Origin of the sequence: Haloferula sargassicola, from assembly GCF_040362925.1 — a bacterium.
GTDB classification, from domain to species: Bacteria; Verrucomicrobiota; Verrucomicrobiia; order Verrucomicrobiales; family Akkermansiaceae; genus Haloferula; species Haloferula sargassicola.
Genome location: NZ_BAABRI010000003.1, coordinates 236,683 through 252,996, shown reverse-complemented (window position 1 = coordinate 252,996; position 16,314 = coordinate 236,683). Strand labels below are relative to the sequence as shown.

The following is a 16,314-nucleotide window of genomic DNA, read 5'->3' as shown; positions in this document are numbered from 1 at the left end:
CATGCTCCGCATCATCCTCAGCCGCCTCGGCCAGGGACTCATCACCCTGCTCGTGCTCGTCACGCTCACCTTTTTCCTCGTCCGGCTCATGCCGGGCAATCCCTACACGGACGAAAAAGCCGTCCCGCAGCACATCAAGGAAAAGCAGATGGAACAGGGCGGCCTCGACAAGCCCGCGCCCGTCCAGTTCGCGCTCTACCTGAAAAACGTCCTCCACGGCGACCTCGGCGAGCTTTTCCGCAAACCCGGCGTGCAGGTCGCCGAGGTGATCCGCCAGTCCTTCCCCGTGTCCGCCTGGCTGGGCCTCATGTCGATCGGCATCGCCCTCATGATCGGCTTGCCGGCGGGGGTCATCGCCGCGGTGAAAAAGAACGGCCCGCTCGATTACGCCTGCCTGGCCGCGGCCATGACGGGCATCTGCCTGCCCTCGTTCGTCATCGGCCCGCTGCTCGCCGTCACCGCCGGGCTGAATCTCGGCGTACTCCACGTCGCCGGCTGGAACACGCCGGCGGATTGGATCCTGCCCGCCTTCACGCTGGGCATGGTCAATGCCGCCTACATCGCCCGCCTCACCCGCGGCGGCATGCTCGACGTGCTCAACCAGGACTACATCCGCACCGCCAAGGCGAAAGGCGTGCCCGGCCCGCGGATCGTCGTCCGCCACGCCCTGCGCGGCGGCCTGATTCCGGCGGTGGCCTTCGTCGGCCCCGCCTTCGCCGGCATGATCTCCGGCTCCTTCGTCATCGAGACCATCTTCCAGGTCCCCGGCATGGGGCAGCACTTCATCAATGCCACCACCGACCGCGAATACTCGCTGCTCCAAGGCCTGGTGCTGTTCTACGGCTTCCTGATCATCGCCGCGAACCTGCTTTCCGACCTCGCCCAGATGGCCCTCAACCCCCGCCTGCGCGGCGCCTGATTTTTCCCCATGTCCTCACCCGCTCCGAAGATCGAAAAGGGCTCCTCGCTGTGGCGCGATGCCTGGCACCGCCTCGGCCGCAACAAGGCCGCGATGGCCAGCTTCTGGATCATCATCATCATCGCCGCCCTGTGTTTCCTCGGCCCCGCCGTGCTGCCGCTGCCCTCGCCCTCGGTCATCGATCTCGACCAGCCGGCCGGCTCGCCTTCCGCCGCGCACTGGTTCGGCACCGACTACCTCGGCCGCGACCTCTTCGCCCGCGTGCTCTATGGCGGCCGCGTCTCGCTGCTGGTCGGCCTCGTGGCCACCAGCGTGGCCGTCGTCATCGGCCTCATCTACGGTGCGATTTCCGGCTATGTCGGGGGAAAGCTCGACGACTTCATGATGCGCTGCGTCGACATCCTCTTCGCGCTGCCCTTCCTGGTGCTCGTGATCCTCTTCTCGCTGGTGGTCGATGAGCCCGCCTCCACCTTCACCGAGTGGGTGATCGATACCACCGGCTGGCCGCGCGACGACGTCGCCCCGATCACCACCCTGATCCCGCTCTTCATCGCAATCGGGGCCATCGGCTGGCTGACCATCGCCCGCATCGTCCGCGCGCAGGTCATGACCTACAAGAAGCAGGAATTCGTCGAGGCCGCCCGCTCGCTGGGCCTCGGCAACGGGCGCATCCTGTTCCGCCACATCCTGCCGAACGTCATCGGGCCGGTCATCGTTTATACGACGCTTGCCGTACCTGGGATCATGCTGCTGGAAAGCGTGCTGTCCTTTCTCGGCCTCGGCGTCAAGCCGCCCAACAGCTCGTGGGGCATCCTGATCAAGGAAGGTGCCGACCGCATGGAGACCAACCCGCTGCTGCTCTTTTTCCCGGCGCTGTTCTTCTCCTCCACCCTGTTCGCCCTGAACTTCCTCGGCGACGGCCTCCGCGACGCCCTCGACCCGCGCTCGTCGAAGGATTGAAGATGGTGGATGGAAGATTTTAGATTGCTGGTCGGCACCGCGGAGTCGGAGACCTCGCCCCTCCCGAGGACTTCCGTCCTTGTCCCCGGGCCCCGAACCGGCTCATCTACCATCTAACATCCACTATCCACCATCTTCTTCATGAGCCTGATCCGCGACATGCCGGACGATGAGCGTCCGCGGGAAAAGCTGGCCCGCCTCGGCCCCGCGGCGCTGGACAACGCCGAGTTGCTCGCCCTTTTCCTGCGCACCGGCGTGAAGGGAAAGAGCGCGATCCAGATCGGGCGCGACATCCTCCGTCACTTCGGCTCGCTGCACGCCCTCGGCGGGGCCGGCCTGCCCGCCCTCCAGTCCTGCCCCGGCCTCGGCCTGGCCAAGGCCAGCCAGCTCGCCGCCGCCTTCGAGCTCGGTGCCCGCCTCGCCCGCGAGCGGATGAACGCCGTGCCGCTCGACTGCCCGGAGCGCATCCACGAAGCCTTCGCCCCGCAGCTCGCCCACCTGCCGCACGAGAAACTCCTCGTCGCCATGGTGAACTCGCGGCTGGAACACATCGCCACCGCGGAAATCACCAGCGGCACGCTCACCGAGACCTCGGCCCACGCCCGCGAGGTGCTGCGGCCCGTCCTGCTGCACCACGCCTGGGGCTTCGTGCTGGTCCACAACCATCCCTCCGGCGACCCGCGCCCGAGCACGGCCGACCTGGACTTCACCCGCCGCCTCGACGAGGCTGCCGGCATTTTCCAGATCCGGCTGCTCGATCACCTCATCATCGGCCGCCCGTCGGACTTCCGGGAGCCCTACTTTTCGTTCCGCGAGGCCGGGCTTTTCGACCGCAAGAAGTCCGGGGATTGACCCTCGGGCAGCGGGGAGCCGTTTGATTTCCCGGGTGCAGCGGCAAATTTTTTGGCGGTTGGCGTCGGTCCGCCCCGCATGTCGAGAAGAGGGCGGTCCCTGTCGTGACCCCCTTCTCCAACCAAAAACGCTACAACCTGATGAAACCTCCCCACCGAATGACGCGGATCCTGCCAGCCATCCTGGCACCGCTCTGCTTCTCCACCGGCCACGCCGCCACGGTGTTTGCCGATGATTTCAGCGAACCCGACGGAACCACCATCATCGGCAAGGCCCCCGACGTGGGCTCGGCCTGGACCGGAACCGCCCCGACCATCAGCGCCGGCACCTTCGACACCACGGGTGCGGGCCGCGCGGCCTTTGCCAACTTCAGCGTCGCTCTCGGCGCCGGCCAGGTGCTGACGCTGACCTACGACACCCTCCTGCCCGCGGGCGGGGCGTTCTTCACCGGCGGCTATGCGGGCGTGAGCCTCTACGCCGGCGGCAGCGAGCAGGTTTTCACCGGCGACCTCGGCATCGACACCTTCTGGGGCGTCGATCAACCGGCGGTGGGCGGTGCCCATGCCAGCACCGACAACACCGCGGCAACGACCGCCACGCTGACCTACTTTTTCGACACCGGCGCGTGGTCGTTCACCACGCTCTCGGGCGCCAACCTTTCCGGCACGGGCGTGAGCGGCGTGGCATTCGACCAGCTCCGCATCGCCAACGGCAACGGCGGCGACATCAGGGTCGACAACCTGATGGTCGACATCAGCGCCGTGCCGGAGCCTTCGGCCGCCCTTCTGCTCGGCCTCTCCGCGGCCGGGATCGGGCTGCGCCGCCGCCGTGCCTGAGTTTCATGATGTTCTCCCATCGTCGGCCGGGTTCCGTCCTGGCCGGCGATTTTTTTCCGCCGCATCCAGCGCTTTTTCCATGACCCGCACCCACACCTCCGTCGCCTGCGCGATCGTTTCGACCGCCCTTTTTTCCCCTTCGCCCGCGGCCGAGATCGGCTCGGATTTCTTCGACTACCCCGCTGGCACGATCGCCGGACGATCGGGCGGCGAATCCTGGGACTGGAACGCAGTCACCGCCAGCCACACCGGCACGAACTCGGACTGGAACGCCGCCTTCGGCTCGCCGCAGGTCACCGAGGGGGCGCTGCGCACGGACGATTCCGGCGCGCTGCGCGAGTTCAACGGACCCGGCGAGGGCCTCGGCAGCGACGAAGGCCTCGGCGCGCTGCGCGACTCCGGGCTGCTCTACTTTCGCGTAAAGTCCACCCAGCGCGCCCAGCAGATGTGGTCGGGCTTCAGCTCGTTCGACTTCGGCAGCGAGCGGATCTTTTTCGGCCAGCCGGGCGGTCAGGGGAACTTCCATCGTTTCGGCATCGTGCAGGGCGGCCAGACGGCGCTCGGCGTGAAGGAGGCGGAGACCGACCGCAGCTACGACCTGGTGGCGGAAATCAACCACCGCTCGAACACCCTGCGCCTGTGGGTGGATCCGGTCGATGGCAACGCCGCGCCGGAAGTGGAAAAGCACCGCAGCGGCAGCCATTGGTCGACTTCCGTCCGTCTCGCGTCGGGCGGAGTGACCGACTGGGATGACCTGCAGGTCGCCAGCTCGTGGTCCGACCTCGGCCTCGCTCCCGCCACCGGTCCGCTGATGGCGGAAACCTTCGCCGGCTATGCCATCGCGGATCTTCCCGGGCAGGCCGTGCAGGGCGAAGGGTTCGGCGTCGGCTCCACCTGGGCGGGCGACAGCTCCGACGAGTCGCGCATCGAGGCCAGCTCGCTGTTTCACGCCGGCGTGCTGCCCGGCGGCGGCATGCTGGTGACCTCCGGCAACGGCGGCAGCGGCTCCACCGCTCCGCTCGACACCGGGGCCTTCGACCGCGCCGGATTGCTGGGAAACGATGGCAGGATCGGCGGCGCGGAGGTCGACGGCACGCTCTACTTCACCTTCCTCGGCCGCTCGCGCACCGGCGCCGGCGAGAATGCCTTCGGCGGGCTGCACTTTTACCTCGGCGATGACGAGCGGCTGCTGGTCGGAAACGCCTGGCCCGAAGCGAACTTCGTGGCCTCCGCCGAACAGTCGGCGACCGTGATGCCGCTGGCCAGCGCGCAGGCGGACGCCGGCAGCTACGAAGCGATCGATGCCGACAGCCACCTGTTCGTCGGCCGGATCGACTTCCACGCCGGCGCGCCGGACGACCTGACGGTGTGGCTCGATCCCGACCCGAAGGTCGCCGAAGCCGGCCAGGCCGCCGTTTTGACCAGCCACACGGATGCCTTCGAGGATCTCGCCTTCGATGCCGTCCACCTGCGCAGTGGCAACGCCGGCGCGTGGGAATTCGACGAGCTGCGGATGGGCACCACCTGGGCCTCGGTGATGCCGCCGACCTACGAGGGCGATCTGGTCCGCGTGCAGGCGCTCGGCGAGCGGCTGGTGCGCGTCGAACTCCGCGGACCCGAGGGTTTCGAGGATCGCGAGACCTTCACCGTGGTCGGCCGCGACTGGTCCGAGATCCCCACCACGACCACCCACGCGGACGGCGAAACCGTGGTCGCCACGGATTTCTACAAGGTCCGCATCCCGGACCACGCGACCTCGCTGGAGGGCATCCGGGTGGAAACGCCGGCCGGCGAGCTGCTGCATGAGTTCACCGGCGAGCTGCCGACTTCCCGCTATCTTCCCCAGCCTGCCCAGCACGAATCCAGCTGGTGGATGGCCGACCACCCGCGCCTCGTCCCGCCAGCCTGGGGCGCCACGCCGCCGCCGGATCACTCGGATCCGCAATCCGGCTGGGACCTTTCGAACAACGCGCCGGACGCCTACGTTTTCCTGCTGCCGGAGGGCGTGGACGACCGCTTCCGCGCCGACTTCCTGCACCTCACCGGCCCGGTCCCGCTGCCGCCGCTGTCGACCTTCGGCCTGTGGGACAGCCGCTATTTCCCCTACTCGGAAACCTCGGCCCTGGAGGTGATCGATACCTATCGCGAGAAGCAGATCCCGCTCGACATGTTCGTGGTCGATACCGACTGGCGGGTCGGTGCCTCGGACGGCTACGGCGTGGCGACCGACCTGTTTCCGGACATGGAGCGATTCCTCGACAGCGCCCACGCCCGGCACGTCGGCGTGATGTTCAACGACCACCCCGAACCGGTCGCCCCGACCGCGCTCGATCCCCACGAACTCGACTACCGCTGGGACGGCCTGAGCTCGATCCTGGCCATGGGCGGCGACGTCTGGTGGTACGACCGCAACTGGCACACCACCCTGCCCGAACCGATGCCCGGCATCAGCAAGGAGGTGTGGGGCATGCGCCTGTTTCACGACATGACCGAGCGCTTCGCGCCGCAACGCCGGCCGCTGATCATGACCAACGTGGACGGCATCGACAACGGTGCCTGGAACGCCCCGTCGCACCCCGCGGCACACCGTTTCCCGATCTGGTGGACCGGCGACATCTACAGCCCGTGGTCCGATATGGCCCGCGCGGTGGCCAACTCGACCAACAGCGGCATCGAGCGCATGATGCCCTACGTCCACCCGGACTGCGGCGGCCACAACACCAACCCGACGCCCGAGGGCTACGCCCGCTGGGTCCAGTTCGGCTCGCTGTGCCCGGTGTTCCGGCTCCACGGCGGCGCGCGGGAAATCCGCTACCCGTGGGCCTACGGCGAGCGCGCCGAGGCGATCGCCAAGGACTACACGCAGCTCCGCTACCGCCTGCTGCCGACGCTCTACTCGGCCGCCGACCACGCCCGCACGACCGGCCTGCCGATCCTGCGCCGCTGCGATCTTGAATGGCCCGACGAGCCGGAAGCCTCCGACCCGCACCAGTATCTGCTCGGCGATGACCTGCTGGTCGCGCCGGTCACCCAGCCCGGCACCGAGCTGGCCGGGTTCGCGGGCGGCCTGCTGCACAGCGAGGAAAACGGAGGCCAGCCGGGACTTCACGCGGCCTACTTTTCGAACACCGACCTCGAGGGCAGCCCGGCGCTGGAGCGCATCGACGCCGCGGTCGACTTCGACTGGGGCACCGGCGCGCCCGGACCCGATGTGCCGGCCGACGGATTTTCGGTCCGCTGGACCGGCTTCCTCGGTCCGTTTCCGGAAACGGGCGACTTCACCATCGCCGCCACCTCGGATGACGGCGTGCGCGTGTGGATCGGCGACCAGTTGCTGGTCGATGCCTGGATGCCGCAGGAAAACACCTACCGCACCGGCAGCATCGCCGTGACCGCCGGCCAGACACTGCCGGTGCGCGTCGAGTACTACGAGGGTGCGGGCCAGGCGTCCGTCCGCTTCGGCCAGGCGGTGCCGGCACCGACCTCGTTCTGGCTGCCGCCGGGCGAGTGGGAGGACCTGTGGACCGGCGAGCGCATGACGGGCCCGCAGACGGTCGAGAAACCCTACGTCCTCGAGCGTTGTCCCATCTTCGCCCGCGCCGGCGGCGCGGTGCTGACCGTGCCGACCATGCAATACACCGGCGAAAAACCCTGGGACCACGTCCTCGTCGATGCCTTCGCCCCCGCCGCCGATGGCGAAACGAAGCGCGTGATGTACGAGGACGAGGGTCATTCGGTCGACTACCTTTCCGGCGCGTGCCGGCGGACCACGGTGACCACCCGCCAGGCCGGGGATTTCCTGACCGTGAAGATCACGCCGGCGGAAGGCGGCTTCCCGGAAGCCATCACCGAGCGCGCGTGGACGGTGCGCATCCACCTGCCCGCCGGCACCCCGCAGGGCAGCGCGATGCTGAACGGCGAGCGGCTCGACTGGGACGGCGGCGTGGCGCGCTGGATCCCCGGCGGTGGCGATGCCGACGACTCGATGCCGCTGGAAGGCGCGGATTCACGCTCCTTGTCCGGCCCGGTGGTGGAGGTGGAAATCCCGGCCTCTCCGGTAGCCCGCGAGCAGCTGGTGAAGATCGGACCCCCGGATGCCGATGGCGATGGCCTTCCCGACGCGGTCGAAGGCAGCGGCGATGCCGACCACGACGGCATCCCGAACTACCTCGACACCGATTCCGATGGCGACGGCCAGGACGACCAGACCGAGGCCGCCGCCGGCACCAACCCGCTCGATCCGGCGGAGTGGTTCCGCATCGAGACCTTCGAAAAAAGCAACACCGAGATGGTGAAGATCATCCTTTCCGGCAAAGCCGGGCGGATCTACCGGATCGAGCAATCGCCCACCATGGCCACCGACACCTGGGACATGCTCGGCGAGCCCCACGGGCCGCTGGCCGACAACACACAGCTCGTTTTCGAGATGCCGATCGCGGCCAAGTCCCGCTTCTATCGCGTGGAGGCTTCCGAGCCCTGATCGCCCGAGGCTTCGCGGATCAGGTGCCGGGCGAGCGCCCAGTCGAACCACGCCGAGTCGGCCGGCCGGCCATTGACGAAATCGTTGCCCGCGCAGCCGACCTCGATGCGCTTCGCCTCGTCGAGCTCGGCCGCCGCCTCGGCGGTTTTGCCGGCTTTCTGCAGCGCCAGCGCCAGCGTGGCGCGCAGCGAGGTGAGGCACGAGGTCTTGGCATCCGTGCAGTTCAGGCCGATGGCGCAGAACTTCGCCGACTCGTCGAAGTTCCCCGCCCGCAGGTGGTAGAGCGCGAGCGAAAGCGAGGACCAGCACGGGTAGGGCGTGGTCCGCGGATCGCCCAGCACCTCGGCCGACTCGGCCAGCTTCGCCATCATCTCCGGCTCCGCGGGCACGGCGCAGCAGACCTTCAGGAAATGCTCGGCCCCGTACTGGGTCGTGGCCGGCGCGTAGCGGTCGACGATCTCGCTACGAAACTTATAGTAGTCCGGGTGGTTGCAGTGCAGCAGCCCCAGCCCGCAGGCCATCAGGTCGGAGCCCTCGAGGATGCGGATCGGCTGCTCGAGGCGGTTCGCCTGGATCAGCAGCAGGAAGCACTGCAGCGCCTGGTCCCAGCGGTCGTGCGCCGCATTCCAGTCGCCCAGCGCGCGGAACACGGTGGCCGCCTCAAGCGAGGGCTCGATCGATGACAGCGGGTAGCGCTGCCGCAGATCGTCGGCCTCCGCCACGCGGTCCTGGTCGAGCAAAAACGCGACCCGCGCCAGGTTCGAGCGCGCGTCGGCCTGGCGGCGCAGGCGCGATTCCTCGTTGCGCGCGTGCTCGGCCTCGACCTTGAGCCGTGACTGCTCGTCGAGCGCCATCCGCTCACGCTTGTAGAGCGCGGCGGTGACGGCGAAGCCGGTCACCAGCAGCACCGCCAGCAGCAGGCCCACCGCACAGGCCGCGCGGTTGCGGCGGACGAATTTCCGCAGCAAATACGTGCGGCTCGGCGGGCGGGCGGTGACCGGCTGGTGGCGGAGGAAACGCCCGATGTCGAGCATCAGGCCGTGGACCGTCTGGTAGCGCCGCGACCTCTGGCGCTCGGTCGCTTTCATGACGATGCCGCCGAGGTCTCCGGCGACGGCCGCGATCAACTGCCGCGGCTCGCGATTTCGCGCCGCGGCCACCTGCTCCAGGCGGGCCGGCTCCATCTTCGCGCAGATCTTCGAGGGCGGCGCGATCTCCTGGTGGAGGATCCGCTCGCGGATGGCCGAGACGCCGAGGCCCGCCAGCTCGTCGGCCGCGTGCGGCGTGCGGCCGACCAGCAGCTCATAGAGCAGGATGCCCAGGCTGTAGATATCGCTGCGCGTGTCGGTATCGAGCCCGGCCAAGTCGATCTGCTCCGGGCTCATGTAGGCCGGCGTGCCGAAAAGCTGGCCGTGGAAGGTGATGACCTTGCGCCGCGAGCCGGCCGGATCGGCCATCTTGGCGATGCCGAAGTCGATCACCTTCGGGTGCGGCCGGCCGCCATCGGTGCCAACGAGGACGTTCGACGGCTTGATGTCGCGGTGGATGATGCCCTTCTGGTGGGCGTGCTCGATGGCCTCGCACACCTGCGTGAAAAGCTCGAGCCGCTCAGGGATGCCGAGGCGGTTGCGATCGCAGTAGTCGGTGATCCTCTCGCCCGCCACGAGTTCCATCACGAAGAACGGCCGCCCGGAGGCCGTCGCGCCGGCATCGATGACCCGCGCGATGTTCGGGTGGTCCATCAAGGCCAGCGTCTGGCGCTCCGACTCGAAGCGGGCGATCATGGTTTCGGTGTCCATGCCGGCGCGCAGGATTTTCAGCGCCACCCGGCGGCGGATCGGCACGCTCTGCTCGGCCTCGTAGATCACGCCGCTGCTCCCCTCGCCCAGCCGCGAGATCAGCCGGTAGCCGCCGACCTCGTCTCCCGGTTGTTCGTTTCCGCCCCGCGCCCGGCCCGGAGTGTCCCGGCCCTCGCACCACTCCACCGCCAGCTCGCCGCGCTCCTCGTCGGCTTCGAGGAAGAACTGCATCGACTCCCGGCTCGCCACCACCAGCTCGGCCATCGCCCGGCGGGCACCCGGGTCGTGGCCCAGGCAGTGGTCGAGGAATTGCTCCAGCGCCACGGGATCGTCAATCGACAACGCCACCTCGAGGATGGCGTGGTCCACCTCGTCGCGGCGGTCCTCGTCGTTCATGGGAAACCTAGGCCCGGGTGCTGTCCGCGGCCATCATCTGATAGAGCCGGCCGCGGGCGAACATCCACTGGCGCTCCACCGAGCGCAGGCTGCGGCCGACGATTTCCGCGACCTCCTTGTTGTCGAGGCCGCCGTAGAATTTCAGCAGCACGATCTTCGCCGACAGCGGATCGACGCGCTCCAGCTCGGTCAGGCAATCGTGGATCGCGAGCACTCGGTCGTCGCCGTATTCCATCGATTCGTCGGGCTCCACCTCGTCGCGCTGGCGCTTTGCGGCCTGCTTGGCGCGGGCGCGGTCGACCAGGATGCGACGCATCGCCTGCGCCGCCGCGCCGAAGAAGTGAGCCCGGTTTTCCCAGGTGACCAGGCGTCCGCCCGAGAGCCGCAGCCACGCCTCGTGGACCAGCGCGGTGGGCTGCAGCGTGAACTGGCGGCTCTCCCGCCGCAGCCGGTCGGAGGCGATCCGGCGCAGCTCCTCGTAGACCAGAGGAAGGATCTCCTCGGTCGTCAGCGGCTGCTCCACCGCCCCGAGCGCGGATTTTTCCGGATCGTGCATACAATTTCCCTAGAATTCGCGGCTGCCGCCGGCAAGGTAATTCCGGGTCCGCGAGTTTCTCAGAGCCTCCAGCGAATCACCTTGGGGGCGCGGAATTCCGCCCCTCCTAACCAGCCGGCTTTCCCCTTGCCGCTGGGCTTCCGGCCTCCTAGCCTCCGCCCGCTATGAGCCGGAAACTCCACCGCCCGATCGCCGCTACGCTCGCGTTGGCCACGCTGGCGGTCTCGCAGGTTCCGCTCACGGCCCAGCAGCCGGCGCCGCCGGCCAGCGCGCCCGCTTCCTTCGACCCGTCCGACGTGTATTTCCAGGGTTGGCTGCTCTGCAACGACGCCGAAAAGCTCGCCAAGCAGGGCCAGGCCACCAAGTCCCTGGAGAAATACCGCCGCGCCGCCGAGTTGTTCGACACCATCTCCCGCACCTTCCCGGAGTGGAAAAAGAACATGGTCGAAAGCCGCCGCCGCAAGGTTTCCGACGGCATCGCCGCGGTGTTTCCCGATGCCCGACGCGAGCAGCAAAAGAAGGACAGCGTGATGGCCGAGCTGGAAGGCGGCACCTGGCGCAGCGGCACGCCCGATGACGAAGGCACGCTCGACACGCTGCCGGTGGCACCCATCGAGTCCGCCCAGCCGGTGGAAACGCTGGCCTCCCGCCGGATCCGCGACTTGCAGAGCCAGGTCGAAACTCTCAAGAAACAGATCGCCGACGGCAGCGCCAACGGCCAGACCGACCACCAGCGCGATCAGGCGGTGGCCGAGCTGCAGGGTGCCCGCGCGGAGCTCGACCGGCTGCGCCGCCAGACCGCCGAGGCCCCGATGCAGGGCGAGGTGGAGGCCCTTGCCCGCCGGATCGACAAGCTGGAAGCCGAAAAGGCGGTGATGGGCCGCGCGCTCGATGCCAGCCGCAAGGAAACCGAGGAGGCCCGCGGCCAGGTCGAGGCGCTGACCAACGAGCGCGCCCGGCTGCTCGGCCAGATCGACCAGATCAAGCAGGAGCTTTCCGACACCAAACGCGACCTCGAGACCGAGCGCGCCGCCTCCAACCAGGTGGTCGCCGGCCAGCTGAAGCAGATCCAGTCCCTGCAGAAGACCATTTCCGAAAAGGACGCCCTGCTGGTGGAGGCGGACAAGACCATCGACCGCCTGCAGTCCGAGCTGACCGAACTCCGCGCCTCCTACGAGGACGTGCAGGAGGAACGCAACGAACTGCTGCGCGAGCGCGACCAGATGGCCGCCCTGCTCAAGCTCAACAAAGCCGGCCAGCTGCAGGAGGTCATCGACCAGAACCTCGCGCTCGACCGCGAGCTGCGCGAGACGAAGAAGCGCTTCGAGACGCTTCAGGAAGACAACGACGCCACCAAGGAAGACCTCACGCTGGCCTTGCGCGACCTCGCCATCTCCAAGATGCGCATCCAGGAGTACCGCCAGGAAAACCGGGAGCAGCAACAACGCCTCGCCGACCTCCAGAGCCGCTTGCGCCACGAGGTCGCCTCAGTGGACGAGCACGCGGTGAACCCGGACGAGGCCACCATGCTGCGCGGCATCCTCGAACGGCAGCTCAAGGTGCAGGAGAAACGCAGCGAGGCCCGCGACCTGCTCATGCAGGCCCTTGATGATTCAGCCAAGCAGGATCCGGAAATCCACCGCGCGCTCGATATTTTCCAGGGCGCGGAGCTGAATCTTTCCCCCGAGGAACTGCAGGTGATCGAGGGTCAGGTGGTCGATGGCACCATCATCTCGCCGTGGGCGAAACCACGGTCGGAAGTCGAGCGCAACCTGGCCGATCTGACCCGCGAGCTGCAGCCTTACGAAGCCGCCGGTCTGCGGGCCTATCGAAACGGCCGCCTGCACGCCGCGCGCGAGGCCTTCGAGATCATGATCGATCGTAACCCGGGCGACGATTCGGCGATGTGCAAGCTGGGCCTGGTGCAGCTGAAGCTCAACGAGCCGATCGCCTCCGCGGACCTGTTCCGCCGCGCCACCGAGCTGGATCCGAAGAACCCCTTCGCCCACCGCATGCTTGGCTACGTGCTGGGCAGCCTGGGCGACCTCGGCGAGTCGATCAGCGAGACGCGGAAGGCGATCGAGCTGGCGCCGACCCACGGCCTGTCCCACTTCCAGCTCGGCGACCTGCTTTTCAAGAGCGGCGACCTGGCGGGCGCCGAGGACGCCTACGAGATGGCGATTTCCTGCAATCCGAACCTGGCCGAAGCCCACTACAACCGGGCCATCCTGCTCAACCGCCTGGGGCGCAAGCAGGACGCCGCGGAAGCCTATGGCAAGGCGCTCCAACTCGGCGCCCCGCCGAACCCGGACCTCGAGTCCAAGATCGGCGCCTTGCCCTGATCTGCCTCAGCCTTCGTCCTCGCCCGCGCAGCAGGCACCGCCGGAAACGTAGCAGTCCTCGCAAATCCAGCGCTCGCCGAACTGCAGCTCGGTCGGCGCGCCGCACCGATCGCAGCGCGGGGTCTCTTCAGTGGTGGTCATCGGAGCGGTGCTTCTTCGACTCGCGGACCATTTCCAGGTCCTTGTCGATCACATCCTTGGCGCCGGCGAAGACTTTCCCGGCCGCGGGGAACACGTGTTTCACCGCCGCTTTCCAGCCGATCACGGCGAAAAAGATGACGCCTGCGAGAAACGCGAGGTCACCGATGAATCCGCGGAAGCCGGGAGCCCAGTCGACCCCGTATTTCACGCCGATCCCCACCGCCACCAAGGCCGCCAGCGCGATGAGCGCGCGTTTCACCTGCCTCAGCTCGGCCACAAAATCGGGAGTCTCGTTCATGGGCGGAGCACTCTAACCGCCATCCCGCGGATCCGCGAGGGCGATCTCCCGGGAAGTCACCACTCGCCGGAGGGTTTGTAGATTTTCTGGCCCGCGCGCACCGGCCCGCGGATCTCCGGCGCGCCGTGGCGGGAATTGAAATCGAACGGCTGGATGTGGATCTGCCGGTCCCAGCCCGCTCCGGCGTGGCGCGCCACGTGGTAGACGATCCAGTGCTCCCGCCCGTCCGGAGACACGGTGAACGAGGCGTGGCCCGGCGAGATCACCTTGCTGCTGCCCTCGAACCAGGCGTCCTTCATTTTCACCCACGATTCCGGCGCCATCGGGTCCTCGCCGACCAGCTTCAGCACACCCAGGCAGTAGTGATCGGACCACGAACCGCTGGCCGAGTAGACGATGAAGGTATCGCCGCCGTGCTGCAGAGCGGTCGGACCCTCGTTGACCTTCGGGCTCCCGCCTCGCAGCTCCCAGTCGTATTCCGGTCGGGAAATGAGGACCCGCGGGCCGGTCGGAGTCACCGGGTCCTTCATGCGGCAGATGTAGAGGTTTTGCTCGGAGTTCTCCCGGCCCTCCCAGCCCGACCAGACGTGATAGAGCTGGCCGCCGACCTGCAGCGCGGTGCCATCGATCGCCCAGCAATCGCCCGGCAGCGCCAGCGGCGAGACGTGTTCGAAGGGCCCGCAGGGATCGTCATCGCGCCGCCGCAGGACCTGCATGCGGTGGTTGGCGTTTTCGCCATCGTCGGCCGCCACGTAGATGTACCAGGCGCCATCGATCCGGTGCAGCTCCGGCGCCCACAGCCCCTTCGACCAGCTCATTCCGCTCTGCGGCCGCCACACCTCGACTGGCTTCGCGCTGAAGACCTTGAGCAGCGATTCGGACGAGGATACCCACACCGCTCCGCGTCCGGCGTGGCAGTAGTAATACCGGTCGCCCTCGCGGATGACCCACGGGTCGGCGCCGTGTTTGGCCACCGGGTTCTCGAAGCGCTCGCGCGCACCGAGCCGGGCGGCGAAAACCAGCACCCCGAGAACCCACAGCCAACACCAACGCATCGCGGCCACTCTACGTCCGGTGCCGCGGATTGTTTCGCGAATCGCCGCGGCTCATTCCTTGCGCACCGGCACGATCATGGTGGGCACGACCGCTTTTCGCACCATGCCCTCGGCCACCGAGCCCAGCAGCAGCGAGGCCACCATGCCGTGGCCGTGGCATCCCAGGATGACCATTTCCGCGCCGACTTCCTTCACCAGGTCCATCAGCGCGTGCAGCGGGCTGCCTTCCAGCAGCTTCGCCTCCGCCCCGCAGGCCGTGGCCAGCTCGGTGAGCTTCGCCCCGGCCCGTTTCCGCGCCTCTTCCTGAAACACATGCATCGCCGGAAACTCGTCCGGCGTGAACCCGTAGGCGGTGTAGGACGGCTCCGGCTCCAGCACGTGCACCAGGTGCAGCGCCGCCCCGAAGGCCGCCGCCTGGGCCTTGGCCGCTTCCATCACGCCGGGGGTCGAATCCGAGAAATCCACTGCTGCAACAATCGTTTTCATGGTGCTGGCACCCTAACACCGGTCCCCCGCCGGCGCCAGCCTTCGTGCCGTCTGCTGTCGCAAATCGCCCGCCGCGGCCGAATTCGCCGCTGACAGCCCGCCGCTCCCGCGCCATGGTCGCCCCGACATGATCCGATTTCTCCACACGCGCATCCGTGTCCAGGACCTCGACGCCTCGATCGCCTTCTACACCAAGCTCGGCTACGCCGAAAAGGAGCGCAAGGCCTCGCCGCAGGGCAACCAGCTCGCCTTTCTCGAGCTCCCCGGAAACGACGTGTTCCTGGAGCTGACCTGGTCCGAGGACTACAAGACCACCTGTCCCGAAGACCTCATGCACACCTGCGTCGGCGTGCCGGACATCATCGAGTACTGCGGTGCCCTGGAAAAGGCCGGCATCGAGATCTGGCCGTCCGGCTGGCGCGAGAAGTTCTCCTCCGGCGAGCGCAAGATGGCCTTCGTCACCGATCCCGACGGCTACGAAGTCGAGATCCTCGAACGCTGAACCGCCCATGAGCACGCCCACCTGCCGCGACCGCGTCGTCGCGCCGTCCCTGCTCGCCGCCGATTTCACCCAAGTCGGCGAGGAAGTCGCCCGCGCCGTCCGTTCCGGGGCCGACTGGATGCACCTCGACATCATGGACGGCCACTTCGTCGACAACATTTCCTTCGGCCCCGCCATGGTGCAGACGGTCGATGCGCTCGACGACGTGTTCCTCGACGTCCACCTCATGATCAGCCGGCCGGACCACTACCTCGACCGCTTCATCGAGGCCGGCGCCGACATGGTCACCGTGCACGTCGAGGCCGACCATGACGTGGCCGAAACCCTCGTCCGGATCCGCGCCGCCGGCCGCCACGCGGGTCTCGCGCTCAACCCCGCCACGCCCTTCGAGGCGGTCGAGCCATTTCTCGAGCAGATCGACCTGCTGCTCTGCATGACGGTCGTCCCCGGTTTCGGCGGCCAGTCGTTCATGGCCGAGGTGTTGCCGAAAATCCAGGCCGCCGCCGCCGCCCGCCACGACCGCGGCCTCGGCTTTCACATCGAGGTGGATGGCGGGATCGTCGCCGAAACCGCCGGCCGCTGCGCCCGCGCCGGGGCCAACGTGATGGTTGCCGGCTCGTCCACCTTCCGCGCCCCGGACATGGCCGCGGCCATCGAAGACATCCGCCGCGCCTGAAAAAATTCCGCCGGAG

General features: G+C 68.0%; 14 protein-coding genes. 8 read left to right on the top strand and 6 right to left on the bottom strand.

Annotated features, from left to right (window positions below):
- Position 1 precedes the first annotated feature (1 nt).
- The 5 genes from ABXH26_RS03805 (at position 2) to ABXH26_RS03785 (ending at position 8,047) form a co-directional block, all read left to right on the top strand.
- Positions 2-919, top strand: a complete 918-nt coding sequence (locus ABXH26_RS03805; protein WP_353565708.1) for an ABC transporter permease — start codon at positions 2-4, stop codon at positions 917-919.
- A 9-nt stretch (positions 920-928) separates the two neighbouring features.
- Positions 929-1,879: an ABC transporter permease gene (locus ABXH26_RS03800; protein WP_353565707.1), complete on the top strand. Its 951-nt coding sequence runs from the start codon at positions 929-931 to the stop codon at positions 1,877-1,879.
- A 141-nt stretch (positions 1,880-2,020) separates the two neighbouring features.
- Positions 2,021-2,731, top strand: coding sequence for a RadC family protein (gene radC, locus ABXH26_RS03795; RefSeq protein ID WP_353565706.1), 711 nt, complete (start codon positions 2,021-2,023; stop codon positions 2,729-2,731).
- Positions 2,732-2,871: 140 nt separating this feature from the next.
- Positions 2,872-3,567, top strand: a complete 696-nt coding sequence (locus ABXH26_RS03790; protein WP_353565705.1) for a PEP-CTERM sorting domain-containing protein — start codon at positions 2,872-2,874, stop codon at positions 3,565-3,567.
- A gap of 79 nt (positions 3,568-3,646) precedes the next feature.
- Positions 3,647-8,047 (top strand): TIM-barrel domain-containing protein, encoded by a 4,401-nt coding sequence (locus ABXH26_RS03785; protein WP_353565704.1) that lies wholly within the window; start codon positions 3,647-3,649, stop codon positions 8,045-8,047.
- Here the strand turns inward: ABXH26_RS03785 and ABXH26_RS03780 are convergent.
- Both ABXH26_RS03780 and ABXH26_RS03775 read right to left on the bottom strand, forming a co-directional pair.
- Positions 8,020-10,242 (bottom strand): serine/threonine protein kinase, encoded by a 2,223-nt coding sequence (locus ABXH26_RS03780; protein WP_353565703.1) that lies wholly within the window; start codon positions 10,240-10,242, stop codon positions 8,020-8,022. The two genes, ABXH26_RS03785 and ABXH26_RS03780, sit on opposite strands and share 28 nt — an antisense overlap.
- A gap of 7 nt (positions 10,243-10,249) precedes the next feature.
- Positions 10,250-10,798, bottom strand: a complete 549-nt coding sequence (locus tag ABXH26_RS03775; RefSeq protein ID WP_353565702.1) for an ECF-type sigma factor — start codon at positions 10,796-10,798, stop codon at positions 10,250-10,252.
- Positions 10,799-10,962: 164 nt separating this feature from the next.
- Between ABXH26_RS03775 and ABXH26_RS03770 the strand changes: the two genes are divergently transcribed.
- Positions 10,963-13,140 (top strand): tetratricopeptide repeat protein, encoded by a 2,178-nt coding sequence (locus ABXH26_RS03770; protein ID WP_353565701.1) that lies wholly within the window; start codon positions 10,963-10,965, stop codon positions 13,138-13,140.
- Positions 13,141-13,146: 6 nt separating this feature from the next.
- Here the strand turns inward: ABXH26_RS03770 and ABXH26_RS03765 are convergent, their stop codons facing one another.
- From ABXH26_RS03765 to ABXH26_RS03750, 4 genes are read right to left on the bottom strand one after another with little or no spacing between them, the layout of a single operon-like run.
- A complete protein-coding gene (locus tag ABXH26_RS03765; RefSeq protein ID WP_353565700.1) occupies positions 13,147-13,281 on the bottom strand; it encodes a hypothetical protein in 135 nt (44 codons plus the stop codon).
- The gene (locus ABXH26_RS03760) at positions 13,268-13,579 is read right to left on the bottom strand and encodes a hypothetical protein (RefSeq protein ID WP_353565699.1); all 312 of its coding nucleotides are present in this window, start codon (positions 13,577-13,579) and stop codon (positions 13,268-13,270) included. The genes ABXH26_RS03765 and ABXH26_RS03760 overlap by 14 nt, the downstream gene beginning before the upstream one ends.
- 56 nt (positions 13,580-13,635) lie before the next feature.
- Positions 13,636-14,634, bottom strand: coding sequence for a glycoside hydrolase family 43 protein (locus ABXH26_RS03755; RefSeq protein ID WP_353565698.1), 999 nt, complete (start codon positions 14,632-14,634; stop codon positions 13,636-13,638).
- A gap of 51 nt (positions 14,635-14,685) precedes the next feature.
- Positions 14,686-15,120: a universal stress protein gene (locus tag ABXH26_RS03750; protein ID WP_353565697.1), complete on the bottom strand. Its 435-nt coding sequence runs from the start codon at positions 15,118-15,120 to the stop codon at positions 14,686-14,688.
- 127 nt (positions 15,121-15,247) lie between these two features.
- Between ABXH26_RS03750 and ABXH26_RS03745 the strand changes: the two genes are divergently transcribed.
- Positions 15,248-15,622 (top strand): VOC family protein, encoded by a 375-nt coding sequence (locus ABXH26_RS03745; RefSeq protein ID WP_353565696.1) that lies wholly within the window; start codon positions 15,248-15,250, stop codon positions 15,620-15,622.
- A gap of 7 nt (positions 15,623-15,629) precedes the next feature.
- The gene (gene rpe / locus ABXH26_RS03740) at positions 15,630-16,298 is read left to right on the top strand and encodes a ribulose-phosphate 3-epimerase (RefSeq protein WP_353565695.1); all 669 of its coding nucleotides are present in this window, start codon (positions 15,630-15,632) and stop codon (positions 16,296-16,298) included.
- Positions 16,299-16,314 lie beyond the last annotated feature (16 nt).

Excerpts from the sequence above, each read along its gene's own strand:
- ABXH26_RS03805 (WP_353565708.1), top strand. The coding sequence starts at position 2 with ATGCTCCGCATCATCCTCAGCCGCCTCGGCCAGGGACTCATCACCCTG.
- ABXH26_RS03800 (WP_353565707.1), top strand. The coding sequence starts at position 929 with ATGTCCTCACCCGCTCCGAAGATCGAAAAGGGCTCCTCGCTGTGGCGC.
- radC (WP_353565706.1), top strand. The coding sequence starts at position 2,021 with ATGAGCCTGATCCGCGACATGCCGGACGATGAGCGTCCGCGGGAAAAG.
- ABXH26_RS03790 (WP_353565705.1), top strand. The coding sequence starts at position 2,872 with ATGAAACCTCCCCACCGAATGACGCGGATCCTGCCAGCCATCCTGGCA.
- ABXH26_RS03785 (WP_353565704.1), top strand. The coding sequence starts at position 3,647 with ATGACCCGCACCCACACCTCCGTCGCCTGCGCGATCGTTTCGACCGCC.
- ABXH26_RS03780 (WP_353565703.1), bottom strand. The coding sequence starts at position 10,242 with ATGAACGACGAGGACCGCCGCGACGAGGTGGACCACGCCATCCTCGAG.
- ABXH26_RS03775 (WP_353565702.1), bottom strand. The coding sequence starts at position 10,798 with ATGCACGATCCGGAAAAATCCGCGCTCGGGGCGGTGGAGCAGCCGCTG.
- ABXH26_RS03770 (WP_353565701.1), top strand. The coding sequence starts at position 10,963 with ATGAGCCGGAAACTCCACCGCCCGATCGCCGCTACGCTCGCGTTGGCC.
- ABXH26_RS03765 (WP_353565700.1), bottom strand. The coding sequence starts at position 13,281 with ATGACCACCACTGAAGAGACCCCGCGCTGCGATCGGTGCGGCGCGCCG.
- ABXH26_RS03760 (WP_353565699.1), bottom strand. The coding sequence starts at position 13,579 with ATGAACGAGACTCCCGATTTTGTGGCCGAGCTGAGGCAGGTGAAACGC.
- ABXH26_RS03755 (WP_353565698.1), bottom strand. The coding sequence starts at position 14,634 with ATGCGTTGGTGTTGGCTGTGGGTTCTCGGGGTGCTGGTTTTCGCCGCC.
- ABXH26_RS03750 (WP_353565697.1), bottom strand. The coding sequence starts at position 15,120 with ATGAAAACGATTGTTGCAGCAGTGGATTTCTCGGATTCGACCCCCGGC.
- ABXH26_RS03745 (WP_353565696.1), top strand. The coding sequence starts at position 15,248 with ATGATCCGATTTCTCCACACGCGCATCCGTGTCCAGGACCTCGACGCC.
- rpe (WP_353565695.1), top strand. The coding sequence starts at position 15,630 with ATGAGCACGCCCACCTGCCGCGACCGCGTCGTCGCGCCGTCCCTGCTC.